Below are 16686 nucleotides of genomic sequence, written 5' to 3' on the forward strand. Positions count from 1 at the left end.
CATGTACGTTGCATTATTCGGGTAGAGACAAAGGGCTGGGAGTTTTTCCAGCCCTGTTTGTTATTTTTATAGATAACAACTTTCCTAGTATTTCAAAAAAATAAATGATTCAGTTAATATACTGATTTATAAATGATAAAATTAAATCCGCTTGCAATATGTAAAATACATACTATGATGGAGATGTAATTTAGTTACCAAATAACAAGTAAATAACTGTTAAATAACCATTTTATGTAATGTAATTGGGTTCTCGTTACTTGATCAATTGATAGGGTGGGAGAGATGGAAAAAAAGAAAATAATCGAATTTTATTTAAATGAAAAAAAGGAAGAACTATTCAAAATCAGTTCAGACATTTATCATCATCCAGAAATGGCTTTTGAAGAGTACTATGCAAGTGAATATTTGTCGAATTACCTACAGAAACAAGGCTTTGAAATAAAAAAACCACATGGTACATTGGAGACGTCATTCGAAGCAACTTTCAAAAATGGAGAAAATGGACCAACCATAGCCATTTTAGCAGAATATGATGCGCTAAGTAACGGCCATGCTTGTGGACACAACGTCATCGCTGCATCAGGCATTGGTGCTGGAATAGGCGCAAAACATGCTATGGAAGAACTTAATATTTTTGGAACATTAAAAATAATTGGAACATCTGCAGAAGAAACAGGCGGCGGGAAAATCATTATTCTCGAAAATGGAGGGTTTGATGGTGTAGATGCCGCCTTACTTTTACATCCAACAACTGGAAAGTCTAAAGTAGCTGGAAGATGTAAATCTTCCCACAGCATTGAGGTAACTTATACCGGTCAATTAAGCAGTGCCATATCGCGGCCTGAACGTGGTGTTAATGCAACGGAAGCAACGGTGCTCGCCTATCAATATTTAGCTAATGCATTACGATATTTACCAAATGATGTGTCCATTATGCCATTTATCATGACCGCAAATGAAAATGATGGATTATTACCAGTTACATCCACACTGCTCGTTACCATCACTGCTTTCGAAGACAGTTCAATGGAAAAAGCGATACAGCGCGTAAAAGAAATACTGGAAGGCGCAGCATTAACAACTGGTAATCAGTTTGAAATAAGAGATATCCGTGGTTATCAAGGACGGGTAATCAATGAAACAATCGGGAACTTACTTCGCGAAAACATGATTTTATTTGATGAGCCGATTATGGATGGAATGGTTGACGATAGCGGTTTTGAAGATTTTGGAAACGTTAATCGCGTCATCCCGGGTGCAATGGTTTATCCTACACTCTTACCATCCAAAAAAGTTTCAAATCATACGGACGAGTTTCTAGAACTTAGTAACTCTCCTAAATCAAAAGAAGCAATATTATTAGGAAGCAAAGTAATGGCAAGCACGGCAATTGATTTATTTTTAAATCCTGAATTACTGCAAGCTTCCAAAAAGGAGTTGGAAGAGAAGTCTAATGGGAAATAGTACTGCTTTAGAAATAATATTAAATAAGTATCATGAATTAAATAACGCTGAACAAAGAGTGGCGCGCATTGTTTAAGATAGTCCTGAAAAAGAACTTCATTCTGACATAAATAAAGAAGATGACACATATATTGTTTCGCAAAAGATGCTGACGTCCTATATAAATAGTGCAAAAGCAACTGTTGAAAACAATAAAACAGAAGTAATCGATCAAATTGTCGAGAAAATGCTGGATTCCAACGCACTATACTTCTTTGGAATGGGCGGATCCTATTCAATTGCAGACGACGCTCGTCATAAATTTGTCAGATTTAACCAAAATTCTTTTTCAGAAGCTGATCTGCATTGGCAGTCTATTTTGATTTCTACATCTAAACCAGCTGATGTGTGTTTTCTCTTTTCAAGTTCAGGGAGTAATAAAGATCTGATTGAACTGATACCAGATTTGCAAGAAAAAGGAGTCATTACTGTAGGAATAACAGGTAGTGCTTCGTCACCATTGGCTGCTGAAGTGGATTATCACCTAACAGCCTATGAAGAAGGAGCAAAATTTGTCTCAGAAGCAATGGAATCTCGCCAAACGACCATGCTTTTAATCGATATTTTGTTCGTTGCCGCAAGTCTTAAAAAAATGAAACATGTGGAAGATCAACTGTTGGAAATTCGCAAAGGTATTGCCAAGCGTCGAGTATAGGAGGAGAAGAAGAGAGTGAAAAATCAACTTAAGTTAGTGATTTTCGATATGGATGGTTTGATGTTTGATACTGAACGCATCAATTACGAAGCATGGTTAGAAGCTGCCACGCTTCATCAGTTTCCTATCGATGAAAAAATTCATACTTCTATGATTGGGATTCGAGAAAAAGATATTCCTACATTCTTAGAAAAAGTATATGGGAAAGAAGCAGATATTACCGGATGGCAGAAGCAAGTCATTTTTAACCAGAAAGAATATATAACGAAAAATAAAACTGTGCATAAGAAAAAAGGTTTAATTGAATTGTTGAACTATTTAGAAAGTAATGAAATAAAAATGGCAGTAGCTTCTTCTAGTTCAACTGAAACGATTGAATATTATTTGGATTTAGAAGGAATACGCCATTACTTTGATTGCGTTGTTTCTGGAGAAGAAGTAGAAAACGGCAAACCAGCACCCGATATCTTTTTAAAGGCCTGTGAAAGTATGAAAGTTCCGCCTGAAAATGCCATTGTACTAGAAGACTCGATACACGGTTTAAAAGCAGCCAGAGCAGCGCAAATTCATAACATCTTTATCCCGGACCGTATACAAGTATCTGATGAACTAAGGGAAATTAGTGATGTGATACGAGACGATTTGAGTGAAGTTATTGCGTATATTGAGAATAGAGAATAGAAGAAAAAACAAATCTTCATAAGTTTTTCCTGCTTTCGATATCTAAAAGTAAAAATTTGGAGGTAATTTTTATGGAGCAATTTTCATTAAAAAGCTTAAAGGGAAAACTCATCGTTTCATGCCAAGCTCTAGAAGATGAACCTTTGCACAGCCCTCATATTATGAGTAAAATGGCACTTGCCGCTTACCAAGGGGGCGCAAGCGGGATTCGGGCGAACGGATATGAGGATATCGTAGCCATCAAAAAAGAAGTACCTCTTCCAGTTATTGGTATTTTAAAAAAAGAGTATGAAAACTATAAAGTATTCATTACTCCCACCTTGTCTGAAGTAGAGAAAGTTGTTGCAGCAGGAGCCGACATGATTGCAGTGGATGCTACGAGTCGCAAACGACCCGATGGTTTAGACTTAGAAACCTTTATAAAAGAAATTAAATTAAGGTATAAGGATTTGCCTGTCATGGCAGATATTTCAACAATCGATGAAGCTGAAAAAGCTGAAAAGTTAGGATTCGACTGTATTTCTACAACACTCGTTGGGTATACTGAAGAAACAGAAGGACAAAAATTATATTCAGAGGATTTTATTCTGTTAAAAGAGATATTGGAAAAAATAAAAATACCTGTCATTGCTGAGGGAAATGTCATAACACCGGAAATGGCGAAACGGTGTTTAGAAGTAGGGGCGTATGCTGTTGTTGTAGGAGGAGCGATTACTCGACCTCAGCAAATCACTGAAAGATTTATAGAGTTAATAAAAGGCAGCTAAGAAAATCTGCAATAAATAAAAAATGATCTTTTGAAGAAATGACAAGCGGGGCTTCGGATCTAGCTTTTGGAGCATGTTTTAGAAAATTACTCTGAAAGAGGCTGACCTTTTGATCAGCCTCTGGAGCTATTTGTACTATTTCATCTAGTGACCCGTAATTTTGTTATCACTAAATGAAATTAATAGCTAATATTGTCTAGTAAGGACCTACTCGGACTGTCACTGAATGAAATTAGTCATTATTCTCATCCAGTGGGAGCAGTGAAACCTGACCACTGAATGAAATTGCCAAAAGATTATCAAGAATGCCCTTCATCATCATTCTCCAATTGCTTCGCAACACATCTTTTAAAAAATGCAGGAAAAAGAGGCTTTAGAATTAGAAACTTAATTCAAAGTCTCTTTTGTTATGCTGGCTCTCTATTTTTTAGGGTTGTTAGAATTATACAAGCCCTATTTTGAAATTTCTGACGGAATAGGTTTTGCTTGTAGCCATGGAGTGAATTCAATGGCATCATACAAGCAAAACCGGCCATTCCAAAAGAAATTTCTTTCGAGGAACCAACACCAGAAATGATGGAGCTGTTATGCTCTAGACAGAGAGAATCCGCTTTGCTTATCGCACGTTTCTTTTATTTTTAATTCTTCAATAAATAATGTTCCATCCAGTCGACTAATCCTCTAACATCCGTTATTCTAAATATAAACGACAAACCAATAAATCATCAAGAAGGATAACAGCTCATAAATGGCTTCACCTTTCTTAAAGCAGGAGGAGATACAATGAAAATCGTTACTGCTATAGACTCCTTTAAGGGCTCGATGACCAGCAAAGAAGCAAATGAAGTGATTAAAAAAACTCTGCCACAACATCAAGTAGAAACATTCACAGTGGCAGACGGCGGTGAAGGGACAGTAGAAGCTTTCATCGAAATATTAAAAGGGCGATATGTGGAAGAAAAGATAATTGGACCAGAAGGGGCGAAGATAGACGGGAAATATGGATGGGTTGAAACAGAAAGATTGGCTATTATTGAAGTGGCTGAAGGAGCAGGGATTACAAAAATAACTTCTTCCAGTCTCCATCCGAGAAATCATACTTCTTATGGGGTTGGAGAACAAATTGTTTCAGCACTTAATTTAGGAGCAAAGGAGATTATTATTGGATTGGGAGGAAGTGCAACAGTTGATGGTGGAATGGGAATGTTGCAAGCTTTAGGAGTAGAATTTTATGACCTCAATAATAAATTGATACCCATACTGCCGATTGAATTAGGTAAAATACATCGAATAAATAAAGAAAAAATGGATGCAAGGTTAAGAAATATAAAAATTACTATAGCCTCGGATGTGGATAATGAATTATTTGGTAAAAAAGGCGCTGTATATGTTTTTGGACCACAAAAAGGGATATTTGCACACGACTTAGATAATTATGATAAAGAAATGGAGCACTATGCAAAAGTTGTTAACGAAGCTACAAAAACTAAGCAGCATTATACTCCTGGAGCAGGTGCTGCTGGAGGAATTGGCTTTGCTTTATATTCATTTCTGAATGCAAGTTTTCAAAGTGGCTTTCAATTACTTGCAGAAAAAGGAAATCTAGAAAACAAAATAAAAAATGCGGATCTCATCATAACTGGAGAAGGAAAATTTGACAGCCAGTCTTTACAAGGGAAAGTTCCCATTGGAATTAGCCGGTTAGCAAAAAAATATCAAACGCCAGTGATTATTTTTGCTGGCATCATTGAAAAAGGTCTAGTTGATTTACCCGAAGAAAATATAAAAGCAACAATACCGATTGTCGACGAGCCGATGTCATTGGATGAAGCGATGAAAAAGAGCCAGATATTGTTAGAATCAGCTGTGAATAGAACGTTTAAATTAATAGATTATGGTAAAACATTATCGTAATTATCTACTAGGATAGGGAGTTGACGATATCATGCCATACAGGTAAGCAAATAATGGCAGTATTTGTTTGATATGGGTCATATTTGATTTTTATCAGGTAGAAGTGCTGATTAAAGTGGAGACTTTCCTTGATAAAAGCAATTTATCAGCTAAAGTCTTCTTTTTTACAGCCCTCTTTCCTTGATAACAACTATTTATCAAGGAAAGAGGCGGATAAAATGGCCTGTTTACCCTGATAAATGCCGTTCAATCAAATCTCTTTGTGCAAGAAAATAAAAAAAGGTGCTAGTGAATCAAACCGATTCACCAGTACCTTAAATGATAGAGCCATTTTTAGTTAATTACATAATCTCTTCGGCACGACTTCCAACGAAGTCTGAACCCCAGATACCTGAAATGGTAGTCAGGATTAATCCCAATACGAGAGCAACGAATGCCCAAATGGAAGCTTTGGAAGTGGCATTTGAAGCATCTTCCGCTGCAACTCTTGCATCTTCAATAGCCTGATCAATTTGTTGTTGTGCTTCTTCAATGCCATCTGCAGCTTGATTAATAAGGTCCTGAGCGCTTTCGCTCGCCGTTTGTAGTCCATTATAAATATTATCGGTAGCTTCACTTGCTTCTTCTTCCGTCAAATCGGTATTAGACGAAACAGCTTCCGCTATAGCATCACGATCTGCTGCATTGCCAATAGCCTCGGCTCGACTCTGTAATGATTCTGCTAAAGAAGAAAGAATCTCTTCCGAATTTTCTGGATCCGTTAGCAAGTCTTTCCCAGCTTCAGTGACTTCATTACGTGCTTCATCTAATTCGTTAGAAAGATACTCCGGTTGCAACTCCGGCACGTCGGTATCTGCTAAAATATCTTCTACTTGAGTCTGTAACTCTTGCGTATCTACATCTTCCATGGTGCCAGTTATGCTGTCTACTCCCTCGGAAATGACAGTTTCCACTCCTGAAGCAGCTGCTGACGCACCTTCTCCTACAAGTGAAAAGGCACTTCCAAACAAAGAGCCTACCGCGGATAAGGCACTAGTGGCTACATATGAGAGCATAACAATTAGCAGGATAACGCTGGTCGCCCATGTTAGGAAACCATGTAACATACCAACTCGTCGAGCTGCCATACCGGCTACGAAACCAGCTGCCATGAAGGAAAGCACGACCATAACGACGGTCCAAATCAAGAGACCTGTTCCCACTCCAGAAAAGGGATCATTGGATGTAGGTTCAACCACCCCAAAACCAATTGCGCTTCCGATTAAAGACAGAGTAGCTAAACTAGCAAAGAAAGTGACCACACCTGCAATAACGGCACCCCAAGAGATATTGAATCCTGCTTCCGCCACCAAGTGTTTTTTCCAGCCTTTTGAAGTCTTCACACGTTCCATTATTACGTCCTCCTTCATTAATTATGATAATTTCTATTGCACCCTCACTATAGCTTTTATTGTGACAACAAGCAAATAATAACTTTTCAAATGATAGTAAAAAAAATTATATTAAGCCGTTTGTTCGTCATGGTTAATGACCGTTTGCATCCTTTGCAATTCAATTTTTCGTACTTCTCTTGGCAGGAAAGCACGAATATTATCATCATTATAGCCAACAACTAATCTCTTTGTATCCATAATGATAGGTCGACGAAGCAGACCGGGATTAACCTGGACCAGTTCGAAGAAACGTGAAATGGAGAGGTCATCTAAATCAATATCCAGCTCTTGAAAAGTTTTGGAACGAATGGAGATAAGTTCTGTCGTTCCTTCTTCTGTCAGCTGAAGCATCGTTTTAAGTGCCAGTACACTGGGAGGATCAGAAAAAAGATTATATTCCTCATACTCAATTCCATTCTCTTCTAGCCAAGTTCGCGCCTTGCGACACGAGAGACATCCGGCACTACATATAATTGAATCATGTTAATCTCCCCTTTATAAAAAAATGATAACCCTTTCATCTCTTGGTTTTCTCACAATAAATGTTATTTATCAATTATTTGACTCTGACAGGAAAAAAGTGGTTCTTTCTTAATCCTTGAAAGAAAAATAATCCTCCTGAAGTCATTTTTTCGACGTCAGGAGGATTATTTAATGTGTTAGAGCGCCTTCATTGTGAAATAGCTTTTATCAGTCTTGTTCCAGTAAGGCTTGTTCGACAACATTTTGCATTTCAAAGGCACCTGATGATTTGTTTGAACATACGATAATTGTTAAATCATCGTGAGGATAGTGAACGGAATGATAATTCACACCAGGGTCATACCCCATTTGAACAAATTTGACTACTTTCTGCTCACGAACTTTCATGAATCCACCGTATCCATAAAAATAATCATCTTCTTCATGAACTTGTGGTGTTAACAACAATTCGGTCATAGGCTTTGTCAGTAATTGATAATTCAGTAACGCTTCCCAAAAACATTCCATATCTTCTACAGACACATACGCACCGCCATCTGGACTACCTTTAGCGGGTATTGAGAAAACATTTGATTTCAGAATTCCTTCTGGCTCATCTACATATCCAGTTGCTACGTTAGATGGCAACAAATCCAGTGAAAAATAACCTGAATCGGCCATTTTTGCAGATTCAAATATGTTCTTTTGAATATATTCAGAAAAAATCATTCCACTAACTGCTTCAATCACTAAACCTAATAGAATATAACCGGTATTGTTATATTTAAAAGCGCTGTCAACTTTATCAATCATTTTTTCGTATTGAAACATTGGCAGGAAATCTTTTACATTTCTTATATGATACATTGGCCGATCAATCCAAAGTTCCTCAAAGTCTTCCATAACATCTTCATCAAAATAGTCCGGAACCCCTGAAGTATGGGTTAATAAATGATGGATTGTAATATTCTTATCAAAATATAGAAAATCAATAGCTAAACAGTCATTGAGCTTGGTATCAAAGGCAAGTTTTCCTTGTTCCACTAATTGGCAAATGGAGATTGCAGTAAAGATTTTGCTTCCAGAAGCAATCCCAAAACGAGTATGTGCTTTATTTTCGAGTTTTTCTGGCAAATTAGCATAACCAAAGTTGCAAGTGAAACTGTCACTATTTTGGATGACTCTGACATTGCCAGAGAATTGTAATTCTTTTTGTTTTTCATTTAACTTTTCAATAATAAGTTGTTTGCGCATTTTAAAATTCCTCCTAATGTAAGTTACAAATAAAATGAATTGTAAATAACATTAGGTTATCCTTTTCATATTTGAAAACGAATCATCTTCATCTCCCCCTTGTACTGAAATTATAACATTCGTTACAAGACTGCGCAAAATATCTCTTTAGAAACAGTTGTATCAGTGTATATTTAATTCTATAAGTCATCGCTGAGTTTTTACGGGGATTTTCTGAATGAACTATTTTTTGGTAGAGTAGGATATTATGGTCTAAGTAAATCTAAAAATTAAGTCAAAATATAAATAAGAATAGAATAACAATAAAAAACGGAGGATGGAGATTGTGGATACACAAAATTATGAAAAGATATACATTGATGAAAATCAGGGGTTTTTCTTATTTAGTTTTCAAGCCAAGGATATTAATCGAATTATACCGATGCACTTTCACAAAGAGATAGAAGTACTGTATTGTATTTCCGGAAAAATGAAGATTTGGGTGGAAGGGAAGATTATCATCTTACAAGCCGGACAGTTTTTTGTCATTAACAGCTTGGTTCCTCATTCCACACAAAGTTATGAGCAGGGCGAATTTGTCGTATTCTACTTCCATTCGAAACTTTTTTTAGATAAGGAAGCTCGAATAAATGTATGGGAACAAAAAGAGAAGCAAGACATTTATCAGCAAGAAATCAAATTAATCCAACAAATTTTTGCCTCTACACAAAAAGAAGATTCATATATCGTGTTTCATCAACGAAGTCTGTTGAATGAATTTATCTATATTCTGCTAAAGGAATTCTCGACAAATGAAGTTCTTGATCAACGAACTAAAAATCGTAATAAAAAAATCAAAGATATCATTCATTTGATGCAAGAAAACTATGCAAGCCAACTCACTTTAGAAGAATTGGCCCGTTTATCGGGATATACAGCGACTTATCTTTCTCGAATGATCAAAGAGAGTACCGGTCAAACATTCTCAGAGTATAAAAAAAGTCTCTGTTTGGAACATGCGATTAATATGATTGAAAATACTGAATTAACACTGGAAATTATTGCACAAAAATCAGGATTTGCTAATGAAAAATCTTTGCGCACCGCATTTAAAGAAGCCATGCTTATGACGCCAAGAGAATATATAAAAAAGATAAAAAATGACCGAAATACCATAAAAAAGCAACTGTTTTAGAAAAAGAAAACACTTTATAGTGTTTATAGAAAGAAGGGGTGCGAAAATGAACAAAGAAAAACTAGACCGATTATTCTCAACACTTTCTTTTGAAGAAAAAGTAGGTCAAATGATTCAGCTAACAGGAGATTTCTTTAATATTGACGAAAGAATAATGGAAACGGGACCAATGAAGAAACTAGGATTACACGATAATTTTGAACCGTTTAATGTAGGTTCAGTTCTGAATGTAACGGATTCTAAAAATGTGGTGGAACTTCAAACCGAGTACTTAAAACGAGCTACCCATCGCATTCCATTATTATTTATGGCAGATGTTATTTATGGCTATAAAAGTATTTTCCCCATTCCGCTAGCACAAACATGTAGTTGGAACTTTGATTTAATTGAAAAAAGTGCGCAAGTGATAGCAAAGGAATGTTATGATGCGGGCATTCATGTTACTTTTTCTCCAATGGTGGATGTCGCAAGAGACGCACGTTGGGGACGAGTGATGGAGTCTCCTGGAGAAGATGTTTTATTGGCAAAGAAATATGCAGAGCATATGGTTCGCGGTATACAAGGAAACAGGGAAATGATTGGGGAAAATCATATTGCGGCTTGCGTGAAGCATTTTGCAGCATACGGTGCCCCGACAGCAGGAAGAGAATACAACAGTGTCGACTTATCTATGACATCTTTGAGAAATACTTACCTGCCTAGCTATAAAGCAGCAATGGATGCTGGTGTAAAGCTTGTTATGACAGCCTTTAATACCTTGAATGGGATTCCTTGTACCGGAAATGAATGGTTAAACAAAGAACTTTTAAGAGACGAATACGATTTTGAAGGTGTCTTGATTTCAGATTATGCGGCGATAGAAGAATTGAAATACCACGGATACACAGCAAATAATCAGGAATCAGCTGAAAAAGCAATTCAGAGTACCGTAGACATTGATATGAAAACGGCTATTTATGCGAATGAGCTGAAGACGCTAACAGAAGAGAATCCTCTGCTTCTACAATTGGTCGATGAATCAGCTTACCGTGTGTTGACATTGAAAAATGATTTAGGATTATTTGAAGATCCTTATCGTGGTATGAAACGAGAAGCAGAAGCAGAAACTTCTTCTTTCCCAAGAGAACATATAGAAGCGATGGAGGAATTGGCAAGAGAGTCGATTGTCTTATTGAAAAATGCCGATCAACTACCATTGAAGAAAAAGAAAATTGCTTTGATTGGTCCTTATAGCAAAGAGAAGTCGGTTCTTGGCTTCTGGGCAATCACCGGTGACGAAGAAGATGCCTATTCATTATATGATGGACTGACAGAATTCTCAGACGAAGAAAATCTGGGTTGGGATATTGAAGTAGCATCAGGTGCCCCTTTGATTCAAGAAAAAGATTTTTATCAGTTTGGGAAATATGCGGATCGTTTTGTGGAAGAGACTCAAAGCCAAGAACAATTGTTGGCAGAAGCTCTGGAAATAGCAAATGCTTCAGACATAGTGTTATTAGCATTAGGTGAGTCTGCCTATCAAAGCGGTGAAGGCGGTTCTCGCGTAAACCCATCACTGCCTGAACATCAAATCGCTTTACTGAAGGAATTAAAGAAAACAGGGAAACCGATTATTCTAATTGTTTTCTCTGGGCGTCCCTTACTTTTAGACAAAGTAGTAGATGAAGTAGAAGCGATTATCTATGCTTGGTTCCCTGGGACGATGTCTGGAAAAGTCTTGGCGGAAATCCTATCGGGAAAAGTGAACCCATCAGCTCGTCTATCGATGACTTTCCCAAGAGCGGTCGGTCAAATTCCGATCTACTATAGTGAGCTTAGTACGGGCCGGCCTCATGAGCGCATTGAGCCCTATCATCGCTTCGCATCTCGTTATTTGGATGAAAGTAACAGTCCGCTGTTTCCATTTGGTTTTGGTCTATCCTATAGTCAAGTGGAGTATACGGAAATGAAGGCTAAGGAAGAGGCCGGCAAGCATTATGTGACGATTCAAGTAAGGAATACAGGTGTCTATCCAACCAAAGAGGTTGTGCAATTATACGTACAAGATAAAGCAGCTTCGGTTGTACGGCCAGTAAAAGAATTGAGAGCATTTGAAAAAATATCTTTAAAACCTGGAGAGACGAGTGAGGTTGCTTTTGAATTAACAGATGACTTATTTTCTTTTATTGATAACGAAGGCAATGAAATCGTAGAAGCAGGAGAATATATCTTGTTTATTGGACAACATGCGCTCGATGATCGTTTCCAATTAACTGTACAGCGGTAAAGGATGTAACAATCAGTAAAACGATTGAAGAAGTTTTGTGATAAGAAATAGTTCTTAAAAAGAAGCTAAAAAAGATAAGGAGACAGAACATGGCTGAAAAAGAATATTTAAATATAGCAAGAGATGTTATTGACGCAGTAGGTGGGCAAGACAATATTAGTTCAATGGCACACTGCGCAACTCGTTTGCGCTTAGTGGTGAAAGACCGTGACAAAATTCAAGACGAAAAAGTGGAGAATATAGACAAGGCGAAGGGCTTTTTCTTCACCTCAGGACAATACCAAATTATTTTTGGAACAGGAATTGTTAACCGTGTATATGAAGCGATGGAAGAAGTCGGTGTTTCTGCAACCACAAAAGAAGGCTTAAAAGAACAAGCTGCTGATAAAGAAGGCAGTTCTTTGAAACGATTGATACGTGTCTTTGGTGATGTGTTTGTACCTATCATTCCTGCTTTAGTTGCGACTGGTTTGTTCATGGGATTACGGGGATTATTAACACAGCCACAAATGTTAGGTTTATTTGGGATGACGCCAGATAGCATTTCGTCTAATTTCATTATGGTGACTCAGATTCTAACAGATACAGCCTTTGCTTTCTTACCAGTTTTGGTTTGTTGGTCTGCATTCCGGGTCTTTGGCGGAAGCCCGCTATTAGGGATTTTACTCGGATTAATGCTTGTTAGTCCTTCACTTCCAACCTCTTGGGATGTCGCTCAAGGAACAGGAGATCCATTGTTATTTTTCGGATTTATTAAAGTTGCTGGCTATCAAGGGTCAGTCTTACCAGCATTTATTATGGGATTCTTAGGTGCCAATATTGAAAAAAAAGTTCGGAAAGTTGTCCCTCCAGCATTAGATTTAATTTTAACACCATTTATTAGCTTATTAGCGATGTTGTTATTAGCATTATTCCTCGTTGGCCCAGTGTTCCACGAAGCTGAAATGTTATTGCTGCACGCTGTAGAATGGATTTTGAATTTACCGTTTGGCTTGGGCGGGTTGATTTACGGGGGACTGAACCAGATTATCGTTGTAACCGGCTTGCACCATGCGTTGAATTTAATTGAGATTCAATTATTAGCAGAAACAGGCTGGAATCCAGTAAATATGATAAGCACTGCCTCAATTGTTGCGCAAGCAGGTGCAGCCTTTGCAGTAGGGCTAAAAAGTAAAAAAACAAAAGTCAAGGCAGTTGCGTTTCCTTCAACTTTCTCAGCCTTATTAGGAATCACTGAACCAGCCATGTTTGGTGTGAACTTGCGTTATGGTAAACCATTTATCATGGGGTTACTCGGTGGAGCAGTTGGTGGATTCTTAGCAAGTATCTTTAACATGCAAGCAACTGGGATGTCTATTACAGCAATTCCGGGACTTTTATTGTATTTAAATAATCAATTCTTTATGTATATTTTGATCAGTGTCATTAGTTTTTTTGTCGCTTTCGGGTTGACATGGATGTTTGGATACAATGATGGCATGTTAGAAAAATAAGTTAGGAGTCAGACAATGTTGCCACAGAAAGAATGGACGATGGAAGAAAAATACCTACCGTATGATCAATGGTCTGAAGAATATGTGAATCAATTGAGAGCGTCCGTGCAAGCTTCGAAATGGCGACAAACGTTTCACGTGCAGCCTGAAACAGGCTTGTTGAACGACCCAAATGGATTTTCATATCATGATGGGAAATGGCATTTATTTTATCAAGCTTTCCCATATGGACCCGTTCATGGGTTAAAGTCGTGGTATAAAGTAGAATCTAAAGATTTAATCCATTGGGAAAGCCAGGGTTCAGCAATTTTACCAGATACAGTTTATGACAGCCACGGTGCCTATTCCGGTTCAGCTCTTCCAGTTGGAGATGATTTGCGCATTTTCTATACGGGAAACGTACGCGATGAAGAATGGAACCGCTCATCTTATCAGTTAGGTGCGGTCATGAAAAAAGATAAGATTTTAAAACTTGAAAAGCCATTGATTGATCACATACCAGAAGGATATACAGGACATTTTCGTGATCCGCAGGTATTTGAACATGAAAATAGCTATTATCTCGTGATTGGCGCTCAAACAAATCAAGAACAAGGAAAAATTCTAGTCTATCAAAGTGATGATTTGAAGTGCTGGTCGCTTTTAGGACCCTTGTCATTTACCAACGAATCAATGGGATACATGATTGAATGTCCACATTTGGTTGGATTGTCAAAGACACCCATTTTAATATTCTGTCCTCAAGGATTGGATAAGACCATCCTAGACTATGATAATTTGAATCCAAATGCCTATATAATAGGAGATTTCGTTGATTTTCAGTCGCTGACTTTTGAAGGAACAACAGAACTTCGAAATTTAGATGATGGTTTCGATGTATATGCTTCGCAAGCAATTGATGCGCCAGACGGAAGAACGCTTTGCGTCAGCTGGTTAGGACTTCCAGAAAATGAGTATCCTGTTTACCAAGATGGTTGGACAAATTGTTTAAGTTTAGTGAAGGAATTGAAAGTAAAAGGAAACCAATTATATCAATATCCTGTAGAAGAAATGAACAAAACTAAACGATTGCTTGAAGAAAAAGCAGAGAAAATAAATAGCATGGTAACTTTACACCAGCCAGATGAAAATGCTTATGAATTAGAAATTCTTCTTCCTGAAAATCAACAAGGGACCCTCTATCTTTTGGCAAATAAAGAGCAGACTCGCTACTTAAAAGTTGATTTTGACTCAGAACGAGGTCTTGTTGAAGTAGACCGCACGAATGTAGGGATTGGAAAGATGAATGAAACAAAATCAACACGTCAAAGTAAACTCCTTCCAAACAAAGAGTTGAAGATGAATATCTTCGTTGATACTTCATCCGTAGAAATCTTTTTCAATGATGGCTTGAAAGTATTATCGAGTCTTGCTTTCCCAGAAAAAGAAGATACATTTATCTTTTTGGAAATGAAAGAAAGTCATGTCAGTACGCGCCTTTTTAAAATTGAATAGAAGTTTGCAAACAGAGATGAGTCCCATAATTTGAGACTTATCTCTGTTTTTATATCGAACGTAACACTCTTGGTCGTTAGTATTCTTTTCTTCCGGCGATTTGTATAGTACAGTCCGAGAAAAAAATCTGTACTATACAACTGATTTAAAGTAGTCGTATTCTTGAACAAAAAAATAACGATAGAACGATAATAAGGCAAGAAGGTGTCACCGTAAGAACCCGAAGTTTGTTATATTAAGACTACTTGTAATTTAAGAGGAATTCGGAAGGGGTATGGAATTGAAAGAAAATAAAATAAAGAAGATTACACGCAATCAAAAAATAACTGTGAATGCGATTGCAGTTATTGCATTCATCTGTACGATTGTTTTTAATATTGGAAAAACAATTTATAGCAAAGAAGGGCAAATTGCACATTTACTGGAAATTTTAGAAAAAGGGGACTCGGTGCAGGCTGCAAAAATTCTCACAACCGATGATCCAAACTTCGAAATTACTGCAGATTCCATCCAACCTTATATACGGTTTGTTGAAGGGAATTCAACTTATTTATTTGATTTGGAAAGGTACCTTTCTGGAGATGAAGAGCAAGACAATCTGACTATGGTACAAAATGGAAAAACCATGTTCTTTTTTGACAACTACGACTTTGTCTTGGAGCCAGTCTATATGGAGCTCCATACCAACTATAAGGGGACTGCCTTTCTGATAGATGGAGAAGAAGTTCAAGTCTCTGATAGTGAAGATTATTCAACAACAGTGGGACCGTATGCTCCAGGCGAATTTGATATTACTGCAATGGCAACATTAAATGGATTTGAATTTGTCAATTCAGACTCTGTCAATTTAGTTTGGGATTATGAAGATGCTCCTGTCTACATCGATTTGCCTTTAGAGGGTGAACGTTTTAAAGTAGGTGGTGATTTATCTGGTTGGACTGTATTTGTTAACGGAAACCCTGCTGGCACGCTTAATGAAGATGGAGACGGAGAGTTTGGGCCGATTTTGTTGGAAAAGAGAGTAGAGATACACGCAGAGAAAGAGTATCCCTCTGGAACAATCGCTACCGAACCACAAATTCTTAGAGAAATAGATGAAGTTTTTATCGCGAAGTATGCTGAGCCATTAAATCTTCCGATGACTTCAAGGCTACTGTTCGATTTGTATTTCAATATTATCAATCACTTCCACAATTCCGAAGAAATTGAGGATAGAGCCTACACCGAACTTTCTGAGCTGTTAGTAGGAGGAACTGAAAATCCAATCTATGATCAAATAGCGAACCTTGTCAGCCAAAATAAAGCTGACACAGAGGCATATGATATTCGTTTTGACCACTCGACTTCTGAAATGTTACGAACCGACATGGATACCTACGAGATAAGTATGAATATTGTTGAACGTCGTCAATATCCAAGACGGTCTAGCAAAGAAAGCATACGCACTGTCCATCCGTGTGTCGCGACTATAAAAGTAATCGAGACCGATGAAGAGGGGATCCCGACAAAATTACAGTTGGCGGCGATTGAGGCAGTGGATTAAAATGACTACATTCATACTTAATGGGTATAGAAAATATTTGGGCT

12 protein-coding genes and 1 pseudogene are annotated in these 16686 nt (G+C 37.4%); 10 read left to right on the forward strand and 3 right to left on the reverse strand.

The features are described from left to right. Positions 1 to 285 precede the first annotated feature (285 nt). The 5 genes from EJN90_RS09460 (at position 286) to EJN90_RS09480 (ending at position 5523) form a co-directional block, all read left to right on the forward strand. Entirely contained in the window at positions 286 to 1467 is a 1182-nt protein-coding gene (locus EJN90_RS09460) for an amidohydrolase (protein WP_126110651.1), read from the forward strand. Positions 1468 to 1612: 145 nt separating this feature from the next. Further along, the gene (locus EJN90_RS09465) at positions 1613 to 2161 is read left to right on the forward strand and encodes a MurR/RpiR family transcriptional regulator (protein ID WP_126110653.1); all 549 of its coding nucleotides are present in this window, start codon (positions 1613 to 1615) and stop codon (positions 2159 to 2161) included. A gap of 15 nt (positions 2162 to 2176) precedes the next feature. Further along, a complete protein-coding gene (locus EJN90_RS09470) occupies positions 2177 to 2842 on the forward strand; it encodes an HAD family hydrolase (RefSeq protein WP_126110655.1) in 666 nt (221 codons plus the stop codon). Between the two features lie 71 nt (positions 2843 to 2913). Next, on the forward strand, positions 2914 to 3609 hold the full coding sequence (locus EJN90_RS09475; RefSeq protein ID WP_126110657.1) for an N-acetylmannosamine-6-phosphate 2-epimerase: 696 nt from the start codon (positions 2914 to 2916) through the stop codon (positions 3607 to 3609). A 783-nt stretch (positions 3610 to 4392) separates the two neighbouring features. Continuing rightward, positions 4393 to 5523: a glycerate kinase family protein gene (locus EJN90_RS09480; protein WP_126110659.1), complete on the forward strand. Its 1131-nt coding sequence runs from the start codon at positions 4393 to 4395 to the stop codon at positions 5521 to 5523. Between the two features lie 341 nt (positions 5524 to 5864). Here EJN90_RS09480 and EJN90_RS09485 read toward each other — a convergent pair whose 3' ends face one another. From EJN90_RS09485 to EJN90_RS09495, 3 genes and pseudogenes are all read right to left on the reverse strand, one after another. After that, a complete protein-coding gene (locus EJN90_RS09485; RefSeq protein ID WP_126110661.1) occupies positions 5865 to 6914 on the reverse strand; it encodes an MATE family efflux transporter in 1050 nt (349 codons plus the stop codon). Positions 6915 to 7025: 111 nt separating this feature from the next. Further along, positions 7026 to 7438: pseudogene (spx, locus tag EJN90_RS09490) on the reverse strand (transcriptional regulator Spx). 208 nt (positions 7439 to 7646) lie between these two features. After that, positions 7647 to 8672: a serine hydrolase domain-containing protein gene (locus tag EJN90_RS09495; protein ID WP_126110665.1), complete on the reverse strand. Its 1026-nt coding sequence runs from the start codon at positions 8670 to 8672 to the stop codon at positions 7647 to 7649. Between the two features lie 325 nt (positions 8673 to 8997). Here EJN90_RS09495 and EJN90_RS09500 point away from each other — a divergent pair, with 325 nt between their 5' ends. The 5 genes from EJN90_RS09500 (at position 8998) to EJN90_RS09520 (ending at position 16642) form a co-directional block, all read left to right on the forward strand. Continuing rightward, complete coding sequence (locus EJN90_RS09500; RefSeq protein ID WP_164544052.1) at positions 8998 to 9846, forward strand: AraC family transcriptional regulator; 849 nt, start codon at positions 8998 to 9000, stop codon at positions 9844 to 9846. A 46-nt stretch (positions 9847 to 9892) separates the two neighbouring features. Continuing rightward, positions 9893 to 12112, forward strand: coding sequence for a glycoside hydrolase family 3 N-terminal domain-containing protein (locus EJN90_RS09505; RefSeq protein WP_126110669.1), 2220 nt, complete (start codon positions 9893 to 9895; stop codon positions 12110 to 12112). Positions 12113 to 12201: 89 nt separating this feature from the next. Continuing rightward, positions 12202 to 13605, forward strand: a complete 1404-nt coding sequence (locus EJN90_RS09510; RefSeq protein ID WP_126110671.1) for a sucrose-specific PTS transporter subunit IIBC — start codon at positions 12202 to 12204, stop codon at positions 13603 to 13605. 15 nt (positions 13606 to 13620) lie between these two features. Continuing rightward, complete coding sequence (locus EJN90_RS09515; RefSeq protein ID WP_126110673.1) at positions 13621 to 15099, forward strand: sucrose-6-phosphate hydrolase; 1479 nt, start codon at positions 13621 to 13623, stop codon at positions 15097 to 15099. 280 nt (positions 15100 to 15379) lie between these two features. Further along, a complete protein-coding gene (locus EJN90_RS09520; RefSeq protein ID WP_164544053.1) occupies positions 15380 to 16642 on the forward strand; it encodes a zinc ribbon domain-containing protein in 1263 nt (420 codons plus the stop codon). Positions 16643 to 16686: the final 44 nt, after the last annotated feature.

It is taken from the genome of Jeotgalibaca ciconiae, from assembly GCF_003955755.1.
Taxonomy (GTDB): Bacteria; Bacillota; Bacilli; order Lactobacillales; family Aerococcaceae; genus Jeotgalibaca; species Jeotgalibaca ciconiae.